13 protein-coding genes are annotated in these 14,719 nt (G+C 57.4%); 10 read left to right on the forward strand and 3 right to left on the reverse strand.

Annotated features, from left to right (window positions below):
- The first annotated feature begins 234 nt into the window (after nucleotides 1-234).
- Nucleotides 235-723, forward strand: coding sequence for an HIT family protein (locus tag D7024_RS03750; protein ID WP_121450587.1), 489 nt, complete (start codon nucleotides 235-237; stop codon nucleotides 721-723).
- A gap of 138 nt (nucleotides 724-861) precedes the next feature.
- On the opposite strand, the gene D7024_RS03755 is transcribed toward D7024_RS03750, so the two are convergent.
- Nucleotides 862-1,896, reverse strand: a complete 1,035-nt coding sequence (locus tag D7024_RS03755; protein ID WP_121450588.1) for an alpha-hydroxy-acid oxidizing protein — start codon at nucleotides 1,894-1,896, stop codon at nucleotides 862-864.
- 76 nt (nucleotides 1,897-1,972) lie between these two features.
- A complete protein-coding gene (gene glgP, locus D7024_RS03760; RefSeq protein ID WP_121450589.1) occupies nucleotides 1,973-4,576 on the reverse strand; it encodes an alpha-glucan family phosphorylase in 2,604 nt (867 codons plus the stop codon).
- 233 nt (nucleotides 4,577-4,809) lie between these two features.
- Here glgP and thrC point away from each other — a divergent pair, with 233 nt between their 5' ends.
- From thrC to D7024_RS03805, 9 genes are all read left to right on the forward strand, one after another.
- Nucleotides 4,810-6,306: a threonine synthase gene (gene thrC / locus D7024_RS03765; RefSeq protein ID WP_121450590.1), complete on the forward strand. Its 1,497-nt coding sequence runs from the start codon at nucleotides 4,810-4,812 to the stop codon at nucleotides 6,304-6,306.
- Between the two features lie 202 nt (nucleotides 6,307-6,508).
- Entirely contained in the window at nucleotides 6,509-7,747 is a 1,239-nt protein-coding gene (locus tag D7024_RS03770; protein ID WP_121450591.1) for an HD-GYP domain-containing protein, read from the forward strand.
- An 85-nt stretch (nucleotides 7,748-7,832) separates the two neighbouring features.
- A complete protein-coding gene (locus D7024_RS03775; protein ID WP_121450592.1) occupies nucleotides 7,833-9,014 on the forward strand; it encodes a M24 family metallopeptidase in 1,182 nt (393 codons plus the stop codon).
- Nucleotides 9,015-9,035: 21 nt separating this feature from the next.
- A complete protein-coding gene (locus tag D7024_RS03780) occupies nucleotides 9,036-9,584 on the forward strand; it encodes a 4Fe-4S dicluster domain-containing protein (protein WP_243113682.1) in 549 nt (182 codons plus the stop codon).
- Nucleotides 9,585-9,842: 258 nt separating this feature from the next.
- On the forward strand, nucleotides 9,843-10,550 hold the full coding sequence (locus tag D7024_RS03785; RefSeq protein ID WP_121450593.1) for a ferredoxin-like domain-containing protein: 708 nt from the start codon (nucleotides 9,843-9,845) through the stop codon (nucleotides 10,548-10,550).
- A gap of 19 nt (nucleotides 10,551-10,569) precedes the next feature.
- The gene (locus tag D7024_RS03790; RefSeq protein WP_121450594.1) at nucleotides 10,570-11,025 is read left to right on the forward strand and encodes a hypothetical protein; all 456 of its coding nucleotides are present in this window, start codon (nucleotides 10,570-10,572) and stop codon (nucleotides 11,023-11,025) included.
- A gap of 28 nt (nucleotides 11,026-11,053) precedes the next feature.
- Complete coding sequence (locus D7024_RS03795; RefSeq protein ID WP_243113683.1) at nucleotides 11,054-11,320, forward strand: protoglobin domain-containing protein; 267 nt, start codon at nucleotides 11,054-11,056, stop codon at nucleotides 11,318-11,320.
- Between the two features lie 11 nt (nucleotides 11,321-11,331).
- Nucleotides 11,332-11,661, forward strand: coding sequence for a hypothetical protein (locus D7024_RS03800; RefSeq protein ID WP_121450595.1), 330 nt, complete (start codon nucleotides 11,332-11,334; stop codon nucleotides 11,659-11,661).
- Nucleotides 11,662-11,672: 11 nt separating this feature from the next.
- Nucleotides 11,673-12,542: a methyl-accepting chemotaxis protein gene (locus D7024_RS03805; RefSeq protein ID WP_125185615.1), complete on the forward strand. Its 870-nt coding sequence runs from the start codon at nucleotides 11,673-11,675 to the stop codon at nucleotides 12,540-12,542.
- On the opposite strand, the gene D7024_RS03810 is transcribed toward D7024_RS03805, so the two are convergent.
- The gene (locus D7024_RS03810) at nucleotides 12,510-14,639 is read right to left on the reverse strand and encodes a cell division protein FtsA (protein WP_121450597.1); all 2,130 of its coding nucleotides are present in this window, start codon (nucleotides 14,637-14,639) and stop codon (nucleotides 12,510-12,512) included. The genes D7024_RS03805 and D7024_RS03810 overlap by 33 nt on opposite strands.
- Between the last annotated feature and the right edge of the window lie 80 nt (nucleotides 14,640-14,719).

A 14,719-nucleotide genomic window follows, 5' to 3' on the forward strand; every position in this document is an offset into this window, starting at 1 on the left:
TACTCCAGGGGATAAATGAAAACAAGGGTAATGTGCAGTCCAGGAAGGAATTGAGGAACGAAAAACCGAAAAACTACATAATCAAAAGGGGAGAATTTCTACTACTGGAGTATCCCCATTTTTCACCTGTTCTGGCTTGCGAGGCTCACCGGAGCGAGCGAGAGTCAAAGCAGGCTAAGTAGAAAAGTGGGGATAAGGTCAGATTTCCACTACTGAAGGGGAGGAGTCAAGACCTTGGAGCGGATCTGGGCACCGTGGCGAACGGTATACATCGGCAAGCATAAAGAAGAGGGATGTATTTTTTGTGAAAAATTACGGTCCACGGAAGACGAAGCCAATTACGTGCTCCTGCGGGGACAGGAGACCTTTGTTTTGCTCAATCTCTATCCCTATACCAACGGGCACCTGCTTATTGCTCCCAACAGGCACGTGGGGGAATTGACGGAACTTACGGAAGGTGAATTGCTGGAACTGGGCAAAATGACCCAGCAGGTGGTTTCCCTTTTGAGGGCGGCCTTTAACCCCGACGGCTTCAACATTGGGGTCAACCTGGGCAGGATTGCCGGCGCCGGTGTGCCGGGCCACTTCCATATTCACGTGGTGCCCCGCTGGGCCGGAGACACCAACTTCATGCCCGTCCTGGGGGATGTGCGGGTTATTTCCGAAGCCCTGGACACGACCTACCGCAAGCTTAAAGAAGCTCTGGCCAGGGAAAGGGCCTAAACGCATAAAACGGTCGGAAACGACAGTGCGCTGGTCCCGGGGAGGCTCAGGTGCAGCACTGCAGTGAGCGGGAACCAGCGCACACTCTTATAAATGTTCAGTTTGCCCGCTTCAGGCACGGCGTTTTCCAGAGCGACATTAGCACTCCATTCCCGGATAGGGACGGAGCACTCTTTCGTCGATGTCGCTTAATGAGGCACATCCGGTGAGAATCATGGCCTGTTTCAGCTCACCGGTGAGTTTCTCCAGGACAAACTTTACCCCTTCGGCGCCGCCGCCAAAGGCTCCGATCACCAGGGGCCGGCCCACCAGCACCGCGTCAGCCCCCAGGGCCAGCAGTTTCAACACGTCAGCTCCCGAGCGAACGCCGCCGTCGGCCAGAATGGTCACCCGGCCTTTTACGGCCCGGGCAATGGCCGGTAATACCTCAGCCGCCCCGGGAGTATGGTCCAGAATGCGCCCGCCATGGTTGGAGACCACAATGGCCGCCGCTCCCGCACCGGCCGCCAGTTCGGCTTCGTCCACGGTCATAATACCCTTGACGATAAAGGGCAGGCGGGTGGCACTGACCAGTTCCTTGAGTTCGTCAGCTGTCTTGGGTCCCACCGGTTGTCCGAACAGGGCCATTGTCACAAGGCCCGCGCCGTCCACGTCCACGCCAACTGCCGGGGCACCGGCTTCTTCTGCCCGGCGTATGCGCTCAATGACGGCCTGTTGCTCCCGGGGTTTAATCACCGGGATACCGTGCCCTCCTTCTGCAGCGATGGCTTCCAGTCCGGAGGTGTAACATACCGGGTCGCCGCTGTCCCCCGACATGCCCAGGGTGCCGGCCTGGCGGGCCCCGGCCATGATCATGCCGATGAACTCCCGCTCGGTAAGGGCACCCCCCATGTTATAGGTAACTCCGGTCATGGGTGCAGCAAGAATGGGGGTGGACAGTTCTTTGCCAAAAAGGGTCAGGCTGGTATCCGGATTTTTGGCCCCGTGAAGCGTGCGCAGATTTAAGCGGTAACGGGCCAGGGCTTCTATATTCGCCTTAAAGGATGCTCCCGTACCGGTTCCGCCCATGCCCGGGACTTCTCCGGCACAGGCACGGCCATCACAGCTCGGGCACACCCGGCAATACCCTTTCAGTTTTTCCCGGGCCGCTTCCCGCAACTCTTTCCAGTTCATAACAGCAATACCTCCTGTCTTCTAGTGATCAGACCATATTATAAATTTCACCTTTCTTTTGCATTTTCCTGCTTTTTTAAAAATGCGGGGCCCAGGTAACCAGGGGCAACTCAAAGATGTGGGCAAAATCGCCGTTAACCGGGCGGACCCTGACGGTGTAGCCCACGGTTCCCTGGGGCAGGATGAGATTGCCCTTGTAAAGGTATGTCCCTTCGGGTGTTTGTCCTGTCATGGTCATGGGTATGTTTTTTATGTTACGTAAGTGTCCATTGGAATTTAATAAACAAAAAGCGCCGGGCATGTGTTCAAAGCTATAAAAACAGTGGTTGTCCACCGTACCGTAGACTATCTCCACGGTAACGTCTTCCGGTGAAAGGGAGCCCAGCTGCACCACGGCTTCGATGGGCAGCGGTTCCCCTACCCCCATGGCCTGGGTGTCCCCGGCCTTCACGGACGTAATGGTCACCTGGGGCCAGTTTTCCTTGAGCCTTTCTTTAAAGGCGGCTAAATGCCGTGCAGGTTCGTAGTTATTGCGGCTTAAGTGCAGGTTCCGCTGCATGGCCGGCACATAAAACTGCTGGCAGTATTCTTTAACCATCCGTTCTGTATTAAAAAAGGGCGGTATGGTTTGCAGGGATCGTTTCATCAGCTCGATCCAGGCCCGGGGTATTCCCTTTTGATCCCTGTCATAATACATGGGAATAATGGTTTCCTCCAGCAGGGCAAAGAGGGAGTAGGCATCATCCCGGTCCTGGGTTTCTTCATCGTGGTATTCCCTGGTTTCTCCCACGGCAAAACCGTTTTCCCCATCGTAGGCTTCGGGCCACCAGCCGTCAAGGATGCTGCAATGAATTACCCCGTTTACGGCGGCCTTTTGGCCGCTGGTGCCGCTGGCCTCCAGGGGGCGGCGGGGAGTGTTCAGCCACACATCCACTCCCTGCAGCAGGGACCGGGCCAGGGCGATGTCGTAGTCTTCCAGAAGGACCACCCGTCCTTTAAAGGGTTCCTGGTTGGTCAGTTCGTAAATTTGTTTGATCAGCTCCTGCCCCAGGCGATCTGCGGGATGAGCCTTCCCGGCAAAGATGATCTGGATCGGGCGCACCGGATCGCTTACCAGCCGGGCCAGGCGCTCCTTGTCCCGCAGGAGCAGGTTGGCCCTTTTATAGGTGGCAAAACGGCGGGCAAAGCCAATGGTCAGTATTCTGGGGTCCAGGTATTGCTCCACTTCCCGGATACGCAGCGCCGGTTCCTGGTTGCGCAGGCGCTGACCGCGCAGGTTGTCCCGGGCGATGCGGATCATTTTTTCTTTTAACCGGCAGTGTACCTCCCACAGTTCTTCAGCCGGGATGGCCGAAACTTGTTCCCAGGCTTGCTGGTTGCAGCAGTTCTGCCGCCAGTCGGCTTCCAGGTAACGGTCGAACAGTTCCTGCAATTCCGGGGCGAGCCAGCTACCGAGGTGCACCCCGTTGGTGATGGAGGAAATAGGAATTTCCTCCATGGGTATACCGGGATAGAAGCGGCGGAACATTTGCCTGGTTACCTGGCCGTGCAGCTTGCTTACCCCGTTGCAGTAGCTGGAAAGACGCAGGGCCAGGAGGGTCATATTGAATACCTTTTGCTCCTCATCCCAGCCCAGGGCTAAAAAGGTATCGGGCCCCATGTTCAACTGGTCGTACAGGTGATTGAAGTACTTGTCAATCATCTCGGCGCTGAAAACATCGTGTCCGGCCGGAACGGGGGTGTGGGTGGTAAACAGGGTGCCCGCACGCACCGCCTCCACGGCGGCATTTACCGGTACTCCGGCCTGAACCAGCTCACGGATCCTTTCAATAAGCAGGAAGGCGGCGTGGCCTTCGTTGATATGCCAGGCCAGGGGGTGAATGTTCAAGGCGCGCAGTACCCGCACGCCGCCAATGCCCAGCAGGATTTCCTGGCAAATACGTGTTTCCCGGTCGCCACCGTAGAGCTGGCCGGTTAAAGCCCTGTCGGCCATGTTATTACGGGTCACATCAGCGTCCAGGAGATAAACGTGTACCCGGCCCACCTGCATCTGCCATATTTTCAGGTATACGGTCCGGCCGGGTAGTTCCACGGGAACATACAGCGTGCTGCCATCGGGATGGGTTACAGGGGTGATGGGCATCTGGTAAAAATTTAAGCTGGGATAATGGGCTTCCTGCCAGCCCTCCCGGTTAATGCGCTGGGTGAAGTAACCATTTTTATATAACAGGCCCACACCTACAAAGGGCAGGCCCAGGTCGCTGGCCGACTTGCAGTGATCCCCGGCCAGCAATCCCAGCCCGCCGGAATAGGTGGGGTGGGATTCATGGACGCCAAACTCGGCGGAAAAGTAGGCGATAACGTGGTTAGTGTGCTCGGGGTATTGACGATTAAACCAGGTTTGAGCAGTCATGTACTGGTTCAGGTCTTCCATTACCTGGTTGTAGAGCAAAAGGAAAGATTCGCTTTTCGCTACCTTTTCCAGCTGCTCCTGGCTGACGTTGAGCAGGAAACAGACGGGGTTGTGTTTTACTTCCTCCCAAAGGGAACTGTTGATGCGCCGGAAAAGTTCCTGTGCCTGGGGGTTCCAGCTGAACCAAAGGTTCCGGGCCAGCTCACCCAGGCGGGAGATCTTATCTGGCAGTTTGGGTGCTACAGTAACCGTACGGATAAAGTACATATTCCGTTACCTCCTAAATTTGTGGGGCCGACCTGTTATGTTTTTAGGCCCCGGTGAGGTATAGGTATTTTATTTTCGTGTAAAGTATTGTATTCCTCATGAGCGGTAAATTTCCTTTTCTCTGGTAAAATTTAATTAAAACAGCCTGTTGCACCCTCGGTGTTTCGGGGCAGGATTTTAACGATGCTATAGCTAATATAAAGCTGGGAATTACATGCCAAGGAGTTGCTACCATGTTATACCAGAGTACCAGGGGAAATAGCCAGCCGGTGAGTGCCGCCGGAGCCATCAAGCTGGGTATTGCTCCCGACGGGGGGCTGTTTGTGCCCGACCGCCCGGTCTTTGTGACCGCCGGCGAGCTGGCCTTGATGGCTGGAATGACTTACCAGGAACGGGCGGCAAGCATACTGCAATTGTTTCTGACTGACTTCACCTCCGGTGAAATCAGGGAATGTGTACAGGGAGCCTACGACCGGGAAAAGTTTGACGTGCCGGAAGTTGCCCCGCTGCAAAAACTGGATGAACACCTGTACGTGCTCGAGCTGTGGCACGGCCCCACCTGCGCCTTCAAGGATATGGCCCTGCAAATACTGCCCCGGTTTTTGCCCCGGGCGGTGAAAAAGACGGGGGAAGATAGGGAAATTGCCATCCTGGTGGCCACCTCCGGCGATACGGGTAAGGCCGCCCTGGAAGGTTTCCGGGATGTGCCCGGTACCCGTATCATTGTCTTTTTTCCGGCCCGGGGGGTCAGTGAAGTACAGCGCCTGCAGATGATCACCCAGGAGGGCCGCAATGTCCACGTGGTGGCGGTGGAGGGCAACTTTGACCAGACCCAGAGCGGGGTGAAGGCAATTTTCACCGACCCTGCGGTAAATGCGGCCATTGACCGCCGGGGCTACCGCTTTTCTTCAGCCAATTCCATTAACTGGGGGCGACTGGTGCCCCAAATTGTTTATTATTTTTCAGCCTATGCGGATCTGCTGGCCAAAGGGGAGATTGCTTCCGGTGAAACCGTGAACTTCGTGGTGCCTACAGGTAACTTCGGCAATATCCTGGCCGCCTTTTATGCCCGGCAGATGGGACTGCCGGTCAAACGGCTTATCTGTGCGGCCAACCGCAACAATGTGTTGACGGACTTTATCCGCACGGGCACCTACGACCGCACCAGGGAATTTTATCGCACCATCTCCCCTTCCATGGATATCCTCATTTCCAGCAACCTGGAGCGATTGCTTTATGAGGTTACCGGTGGCGATGCCGCGAGGGTGCGGGAGTGGATGGGGGCGCTGCAAACTGCAGGGCGCTACCAGGTGGACGGCGAAACGCTGGAAAAGATCCAGGCCGTTTTCTGGTCCGATTTTGCCGGTGACCCGGCCACCATGGAGACCATCCGCAATACTTACCGGCAGTATGGTTACCTGATGGACACCCATACCGCCGTGGGCAAGTATGTTTATGACCGCTATGTCGAGGCTACCGGGGATACCGGTAAAACTGTGATTGCCTCCACGGCCAGTCCCTTTAAGTTCAATCAAAGCGTGGCCACGGCCATCCTGGGGGAAGAGGCGGTACGGGGAAAAGGGGAATTCGAGTTGCTCGAGATCCTGTCCCGGGCCACCGGGCTGCCCATACCCAAAGGGTTAAAGGACCTGGATAAAAAACCGGTGCGCCATACTTTGACCGTGGCACCGGAGGAAATGAAACGGGTGGTGCAGGAGCTTTTAACCTAGCGCAACGCGAATATTCAGTGAACCCTGTTGGTTACAGCCCAGCACTCATTAAAACGTGACTCCGCTCCTGGTGTTTCAAGTTTAATTGATACATCCGGTTTTAGGAAGACCTGGTATCCCAGTGAGTGCTGGGTCCCTGCTCACCCAGCATAGTTGCATTGAATGGCCACTGATGTCAGTAACTCAGGGGGAGGAACCTGGCATGCCCGTAATAGACCTGGCCCGGCTGCTCGTCAACCTGTCCCTGGCCCTGGATTTCTCCCGCCGGGGTTTAATGCGCCATCACCAGCGGGTGGCCCTGATAGCCCTGCGCCTGGGTGAAGCGGCGGGCATGTCGGGGGATGAACGTTTTGACCTTTTTAAAGCGGCCATCATTCACGATGCCGGGGCGGTTACCTGGCCCGAAAAGGATGCCCTGGAAGTTTTCGACGTGCAGCAACCCTGGGAACACTGCCACCGGGGTTACCGGTTTATTTCCGATGTAGCTGTTTTATCGCCTGCCGCTGAAATTATCCTTTCCCACCACGACCGCTGGCAGGGAGGAAATCCTTCCGGGAATATAAAGGCCGGTATTCCCCTGGCAGCCCGGATTATTCATCTGGCTGACCGGCTGGACGTGTTACTGAACGACGGGGAGTACGTCCTGGATCAAAAAGAGTCCATTATCAGGCAGGTTCAGCTGCTTGCGGGAAAAGTTTTTGATCCCGACCTGGTGGATATTTTTATGCAGCTGGCCAGGGCGGAAAGCTTCTGGCTGGATATTACCGCTCCCTGCCTGACCGAAAACCTGCTGGAACTGGTGGGGGAGCACGCTTCCACCATTGACCTTGCCGATCTCATTTCCATAGCCCGCCTTTTTGCCCGGGTCATCGACGCCAAGAGCCCTTTCACCCACCGCCATTCCCGGGGGGTGGCTGCGGTGGCCCGCTACCTGGCCCGGCGCATGGGGATGTCCGACGAGGATTGCCTGTTGATGGAGGTGGCGGGCCTGCTGCATGACCTGGGCAAGTTGACCGTCCCGGAGGATATTCTGGAGAAACCTGGGCGCTTAACCGAAAAGGAATTTAACCGTGTCAAGCAGCATACTTACTATACTTACTGGCTGCTCAAGCCCTTCGACAACCAACTGCCGATTGCCCGCTGGGCGGCCTTCCACCACGAAAAAATAAATGGCCAGGGATATCCTTTCCGGCTGTCCGGTTCCCAGTTGTGCCCGGGGGCCAGGATTATGGCGGTAAGTGATATCTTTACGGCCCTGAAGGAGGACCGCCCGTACCGGCCCGGCATGGCCTGGCCGGAGATAGAGCGTATTATTGCCCGGCAGGCCGGGCAGGGTATGCTGGACGGGGATGTGGCGGGGGTGCTTATTGACAGCCGGGGAGAGTTGGAAGAAATATGGGGTGACCTGGTCACTGCCGGGGACCACTGTGCCCTGGGATAAAATGGGCGTGATAAACGCGGTAATTCTCAGGTGTTCTCAAGAAAATGGATAACCGGCCGGAGATTTTAAAAGGAAGGTGGAAATTATGTCTTATCCTCCCCTGGCGGAGCTGGAAACCAGGGTAAAGCGTTTCCAGGAGGTTTTGCGTGCACAGGGCATGGATGGCGCCCTGCTCCTGCAGGGAGCGGATCTGGTTTATTTTTGCGGCACCACCCAGAACGCCCATCTTTATATCCCGGCCCGGGGGCGTGCCCTTTTCATGATCCGGCGGAGCAAAGAGCGCATTGATCCCGCCCTGGTGCCGGCGGAAGTGGTGCCCCTGCGCAGGCTGGAAGAGATTCCCCAACTGTTATCCGCCCGCGGCCTGGCGGTGCCCGGGGTGCTGGGCATGGAGCTGGACGTGCTGCCGGTTAACCTGTATCGCCGCTACGAAAAAATTTTTCCCGGCCGGATTATTGACTGCTCGCTCCAGATCAGGGAACTGCGGGCTGTGAAGTCGGCGTACGAGATCGGTCTTTTAAAAGAGTCTGCAGTCATGATGGACAATGTCTTTGCCCGGATTCCGGAAATGCTCCGGGAGGGAATGGACGAGCTTGAGCTGGCCGCCCGCTTGGAGGCGGCAGCCCGTTGTGCCGGCCATATGGGCCTGATCCGGGTGCGGGGATTTAACCAGGAGTTCTTCTGGGGATGCCTCCTGGCGGGGCCCAGCGGTGGGGTGCCCAGTTACTTTGACAGCCCCCTGGGCGGGCCCGGCCTTACGCCGGCTTTTCCCTTTGGTGTGGGCAGGCACCGCCTTGCTCCCGGCGAACCGGTGATGGTTGACTATGTGGGGGTAGTCAACGGCTACCAGGTGGACATGACCCGGGTTTTTGCCCTGGGGTACCTGCCTGAAGACCTGCTCAGGGCCCATGAGACGGCGGTAAACATCCAGAATGCCCTGGTGGCGGCGGCCCGGCCGGGAGTAACATGCGGGGAACTTTACGACCTGGCCCTGGAAATGGCTACCGGCGCCGGCCTGGCGGAACACTTCATGGGCTGCGGTGAGCAGGTGCGTTTTGTGGGCCACGGCATCGGCCTGGAATTGAACGAGTTGCCCGTGCTGGCCCGGGGGGCGAAGGATAAGCTGCGGGCGGGTATGGTGCTGGCTATAGAGCCCAAATTTATCTTTCCGGGCCGGGGGGCGGTGGGTATTGAGAATACCTTTGTGGTTGGGGAGGAGGGGTTGGAGAGGTTAACTACATTCCCGGATGAAGTGGTAATTGTTTAGTTTGTCTTACATTGACTGTTTTTGCAATTTATTGCTACTTTTTTATTGGAGCCCGCTGGAAATTCCAGTTTTAAGGAAATTCTGGTCCGTTTCGAACGCTGCCTGGGCTGTCGTTCCTGCCAGCTGGCCTGTGCCGTGGCCCACTCCGGTGCCGGCAGCCTCCTGGGCGCCGTGTTGAACGGTGAAAGGCCCCGCGCCCGCATTTTCATCCACCAGGCGGGCGGGTACAGAGCCCCCCTGAACTGCCGCCACTGCCAGGACGCTCCCTGCATCGACGCCTGCATTGCCGGAGCCATGTACAGGAAGGATGACGGTACCGTGACCAATGTGGGCGGCGAGCAGCAGTGTACCGCCTGCTGGATGTGCGTCATGGTCTGCCCGTACGGTGTGATCCGTAGCAATGCTGAGGGCACCATGGCCCTGAAGTGCGACCGGGAGTGCCGGGGCGAAAAAGAGGTGCCGGCCTGTGTCCGGGCCTGCCCCACCGGGGCTCTGGTCTACGACGAGGTGGACGACTACAGTGATAAGCGGCGTCTGGATGTCCTGAACCGCGCTTTGAGCAATCTATAGCTCCCAGTATGTGGAGCGGGGCTCTGTCGCCTTTAAAGCCGGGCCCGGTTTAGCACCGGCCCGGCTTTAAAGCTTTAAATATCAATCAGGGTGGGGCAACCTTATTAGTAATAAGAAAAAATATTATTTCTAAGAAGGAATATTCCTGGCTCTGGCAAATATCATTAATCAGGTACCCGCTGGACAAAAAGGAGCAGGTTGTGGCGGGTATGACAGCAGTATTCAATCAATTGATAAAAAGGAGGTTGTGTTCCCCCAATGGGTGAAGGGTATTTCAAGCAGAGAAACGGCTTGATTGCTGTGGACATCATGGCCGCTTGCGGCGTGATGACTCCGGAACAATGGGCTGGCCTGGGCCAGGCAGCCCGGGAAAATAATGTGTTCCGGCTGAAGATGACCGCCCGCCAGACGGTGGTAGTTTTGCTGCCGGAGGAAAATGTGGAGAAGCTGGTGGCCGCCCTGGAGCCGCTCGGTTTGCAGGTGGCCCCCTTCGGCAAGGTGGTGCGACCGGTGAAAGCCTGCCCGGGAAACGAGTCCCTGTGCCCGCGGGCCATTGCCGATGCCCTGGGCCTGGGAATCGCGATCCAGGAAAAGTACGTGGGGCAGGAGGTGCCCAAGGATTTTAAAATTGCCGTGGCGGGGTGTGCCCGGGGCTGCACGGACCCCCAGTGCGCCGATTTTGGTGCTCGGGCTTCGGGTCAAGACCGGTTTGACGTTTTCATCGGCGGACGGGGAGGTACGGTTAAACCGGTTCACGGCATTGCCATTGCGCGCAAAGTAACTGCTGAACAGGTGCTGGGGCTGCTGGATTTTGTACTGGAACGCTACCGCAGTCTGGCCCAGCCCTACGAGCGCCTCTGTCAAACCCTGGCCCGGGCCGGGGAGGGGCAGTTCCAGCCGCCCGCAGAACTTCTGGCATCGCCGGGGGAAGAGGCGTCTGAATTTGCCAGGTTTTTGCAAGGTTAGGGGAGGTGGTAATTGAAAGATGGCCACGGTTAGAGTTGAAGAGATAAATTTAGCAGCTTTAGAAGCGCAATTGGACAGGATCTGTCAAGGCTGTGATTTATATAATTCCGCCGGTTGCAAGGAGTCCCAGTGTCTGGTGGGGTTCGCCCGTAAGGTTTTAAGCTTTGCCGCCCAGAAGAAGCTCCTGGATATTCCCGGGGCGAGCAAGCTTCTTCCCACCCAGGACTTTAAACCCTACTACCCGGAACAGGTGGCCGGGGCCATTGCTGAAACCTGCCGCCAGTGCCGGCAGTGCCGCGATAACCATTCCCCCGACTGCGTTATTGCCCTGGTGCGTTCGGCCCTTGAAAGCGCCCTGCTGCAGGAAACCATCGACTACCCGGGCAGCGTCTTCCTTTACCTGGCCCGGATCAAGGAGCAGCACCCCCAGTTGGCCGCCCTTTTAGCCCGGGAGCTGCAGAAGGGCAGGACCTGAAAAGTTACGTAAAAGCGAGGAATAGCCTATGAATGTAATGGCTGATCATGAAAAATCACGGCAAACCCAGGTACAATACCTGGCCATCTCACCGGAAGACCTGGGGATTATGGCCGGGTACCGGGATCTGTTTGTTAGAGAAGCCGACAGGGTAGTGGATTATTTCTACAGCCATATTTTGCAGTTTCCCCACCTGAAAGAAATTATCGAGAGGCACAGCAATGTAGACAGGCTGATCCAGAAGAACAGGGAAGCTATTATGAAGATGCAGAAGATCAACGATGATAATCTATAGGGGGGCTTGCCATGGGATTGCAAAGTGAGGTGTTGTGCCGCCTGGCCGCGAGGGGCAGTTTGTTCCGGGTGTTGTTTCTTTCCATGATTGTGATGGGATTGCTTATCGGGGCGGTTTTCCCTTTTTTTATGGTAGCCCTGGGATTGCCCTCCGGAATGGTATTCCGGCCGTCGTTTTTTGGAGCCTGTGTACTGGCGGGGCTGCTCGTCGGAGAGATCAACTACCTGCTGGCTCGTTTCGTACTGGCCATTCCTTTAAAAAACCTGGCCGGGATGGCTGAACGGGTGGCCAGCGGTGATTTGAAAGACGGGGGCGACCTTTTTTGCAGCCGGGAATTATAAGGCGGGGTGACATGGTGGAAAAAGACGCAATTGGCCAACTAATCGGTTCGTTTGAACAAATGCGCCGAAACTTGGCCCACCTGATCGGCGAAGTTGCGGAAGAGGCCAGGAAGGCATCGGAGCTGGCCGAGCAGCTTTCCAGCGCCACGGATCAGATCTCCCAGGGGGCTACAGAAACGGCCAGCGCGGCGGTTCAGATTTCCGCCAGCGTGGAGGAAGTGGCCGGGCGGGCGGAAACGGTGGCCCGAACGGCCGGCCGGGCCGCTTCCCTGGCCGAAGACGGCGGCCGGAAGATGGATGAGGTTAGCCGCCAGATCCGTACCATGCATGATACCACACGCCAGGCGGTGGAACGGGTGGAGCGTTTTGCCCGGATGTCCGAGCAGATCGGGGAAATACTGGGCATTATCAGCAGCATTGCCGACCAGACCAACCTGCTGGCGTTGAACGCGGCCATTGAAGCCGCCCGGGCCGGGGAACACGGCCGGGGCTTTGCCGTGGTGGCCGAAGAGGTGCGCAAGCTGGCGGAGAGATCGGCCTCTTCAGCCGAGGAAATAGGCAACCTGGTGTCAGCCATCCGGGAAGAGATCAGCGAGGTCACTGCCCTGATGGAAGGATCGGCCCGGGAGGCGGACCGGGGCCTGGCGGTGGTTGAGGAGGCCGGCACCGCCTTTAAGGAAATTTTAAGTGCGGTGCAGGAAGTGGATTCCCAGGTGGCCGATGTAGCGACGGCTTCCCGGCAGGTGTCGGAGGCGGTACAAAATATCGCCGCCTCCACCGAAGAGCAAAGCGCCCTGCTGCAGGAAACCGCCAGCAGCATTGCCACCCTTTCCAGCATGGCCGAGAAGTTAAAGGCTATGGCTGCCCGGTTTACGGTTTAAAACGCCGATTTCAATGATATCCCCGTCGTGCAACTCGTCGGTAAAGGATGCTTCTTTGCCGTTGAGGGTGAGGCGGATGGGCGGCTTAAGCTCGCTGGGATCCAGGTCAATGTAATTGAAGATGTCGATGAAAATATAACTGGAACGCCCCGTCAGGTTGACGGTAGATCCGTTTACCGTGACGGTGATGCCCTGGGTGATTCCGGGGCTGAGTGTACCTCCGGGTATTCCCTGGTTTTCGGGAAATATCTCTGTGGCATCCTGGTGTTTCCAGAGCTCCTCAGCGACCGGGGCCTTTTGCCCTGCCGGCTGACTGCGGCCTTTCCCATCCCTGGGCCGGTAGTCCACCCTGTCCCCATCGTGCAGGCGGTAGGCCGGTGGGGCAACCTGGTCGTTCACCAGCACCTCCCACGCCCCCAGTTCCGCCAGAGGAACGGCCAGGTATTCTGCCAGCCACTCAAAAAGGGGTTTTACGGCGCAGATTTCCACTTCACCATCCAGGGGGATTTCCCGGGATGGTTCGGCGACCTGCCCGTTGATTAAACAAAGGGCCGCTGTTTCCACTGGCCTCCCGTTGGCGTGAACGGTGATGGTGCCCGGGGGTGGCAGAAGGTCGGCTACTGTGGCCCGGGCATCTTCACCATTCACTGCCGGGTGGACCACAATCCGGTCTCCGTGGGCCACCCTGGTTTGCATGTTGGCTTCCCGGTCATTCACCAGAATCCTGGCCGGTTGGGAGAGCCCTCCGTAAATGACCTGGCGCTTGCCGTTTAAGGTAAAGGCCAGGTTTTTCCCGTTTTGCCCGATCAGCAGGCGGGGGTTAAAGCCGGTTAAAGCCAGCACATTCCCCACGGTAAATTCCCGGGCGTTGAAGAGCCGGTGTTCCACCCCGTTCACCATGATGTGGATAAAATCATGGCCCAGTTTGCGTAAAGCAACCAGGGCAATGCCCGCTACCGTCACCCCTTCCGGCCCGGGAATTTGATCCTTACCCTCCACCATGAGTACCTGTCCCAGGCTGCGCCGGTCCCGCAGGACCACCCGGTTTTTGTCCAGCTCCAGATGCCGGGCAATCTTTTCCGTCAAGCCGGGAACCTGCCCGCCGCCTCCTACGCAAAATACCGAACGGGGTGGTCGCCCCCCGTTTTGGGCCAGGATTTGGGTGCTGATTTCCCGGGCCAATCTTTCCAGTGCCGGGTCGATGCGGGCCAGCAGGTCCTGGCAGGAGATGGTATTTTCCATGCCCACGATGTCCGTGTAACGTATATCCTCGCCCCGGACCAGCTCCCTTTTCATGCGCTCGGCGGTGTCAAAATCAACCAGGCAGGTCTGGACAATTTCCTCGGTAATTTCGTCTCCAGCCACGGGGACCATGCCGTAGGCGGTGATGGCACCGTCCCTGGTGATGGCAATATCGGAGGTGCCGGCGCCGATATCCACCAGGGCCAGGTTTAAAAGGCGGTAGTTTTCGGGAATGGCTGCTTCGATGGCGGCAATGGGTTCCAGGGTGAGGCTTAAAGGCTCCAGTTCCACCCTCTGGAGCACGGCGTAGAGGCTGTTGACCACCGAGCCGGGCAAAAAAGTGGCCAGCACATCGGCTCCAATGGTTTTGCCCCGGTGGCCCACCAGGCTGGAAATGGGGTAGCCGTCCAGGTAATAAGAAACGATGCTGTAACCTACGCACGTGAAATCCTGTCCGTTGGGCGGCGGTTCGGCTGCCAGTTCCCGGTGGGCCTGCTGGATGGCTGCCAGTTCCAGGGCGTTCACTTCAGGCCAGTCAATTTCCTGGCCGCTGGTTTCCTGCTCAATGTGGCAGGACCGGGTAATCAGGGAGCGGCCTGCGGCGGCAATGGCCACATGTCGCAAGGGGAAGCCCAGTTCTCCTTCCAAATCTTTTTTGACCGCCCGTACCGCTTCCGCCACTCCCGGAATGTCGTGGATCTGCCCGTCCAGCATGGTTCGCCGGCGGTGTTCCACCAGCCGCTGCGCCGCCAGCCTTAACCGGCCGTCTTCGGGGACGGCTACCAGTCCGATTACCGTACGGGTGCCGATATCCAGGGCAAAGATGGTATTTTCAGGAGATACTTTTAAAGCCATGCCACATACCTTCCCGTTCAGTTCGCCAATAGGGTGTCGATGTAAACATCTGCCAAAAGGCTGTTATGTTTAGTTATTCT

This window comes from Desulfofundulus salinus, from assembly GCF_003627965.1.
Lineage (GTDB): Bacteria > Bacillota > Desulfotomaculia > Desulfotomaculales > Desulfovirgulaceae > Desulfofundulus > Desulfofundulus salinus.

Bases quoted from the DNA above. Each gene is read 5' to 3' on its own strand.
- D7024_RS03790 (WP_121450594.1), top strand. From the start codon at position 10,570: ATGGCCACGGTTAGAGTTGAAGAGATAAATTTAGCAGCTTTAGAAGCG.
- thrC (WP_121450590.1), top strand. From the start codon at position 4,810: ATGTTATACCAGAGTACCAGGGGAAATAGCCAGCCGGTGAGTGCCGCC.
- D7024_RS03775 (WP_121450592.1), top strand. From the start codon at position 7,833: ATGTCTTATCCTCCCCTGGCGGAGCTGGAAACCAGGGTAAAGCGTTTC.
- D7024_RS03800 (WP_121450595.1), top strand. From the start codon at position 11,332: ATGGGATTGCAAAGTGAGGTGTTGTGCCGCCTGGCCGCGAGGGGCAGT.
- D7024_RS03770 (WP_121450591.1), top strand. From the start codon at position 6,509: ATGCCCGTAATAGACCTGGCCCGGCTGCTCGTCAACCTGTCCCTGGCC.
- D7024_RS03805 (WP_125185615.1), top strand. From the start codon at position 11,673: ATGGTGGAAAAAGACGCAATTGGCCAACTAATCGGTTCGTTTGAACAA.
- D7024_RS03810 (WP_121450597.1), bottom strand. From the start codon at position 14,639: ATGGCTTTAAAAGTATCTCCTGAAAATACCATCTTTGCCCTGGATATC.
- D7024_RS03785 (WP_121450593.1), top strand. From the start codon at position 9,843: ATGGGTGAAGGGTATTTCAAGCAGAGAAACGGCTTGATTGCTGTGGAC.
- D7024_RS03795 (WP_243113683.1), top strand. From the start codon at position 11,054: ATGAATGTAATGGCTGATCATGAAAAATCACGGCAAACCCAGGTACAA.
- D7024_RS03755 (WP_121450588.1), bottom strand. From the start codon at position 1,896: ATGAACTGGAAAGAGTTGCGGGAAGCGGCCCGGGAAAAACTGAAAGGG.
- glgP (WP_121450589.1), bottom strand. From the start codon at position 4,576: ATGTACTTTATCCGTACGGTTACTGTAGCACCCAAACTGCCAGATAAG.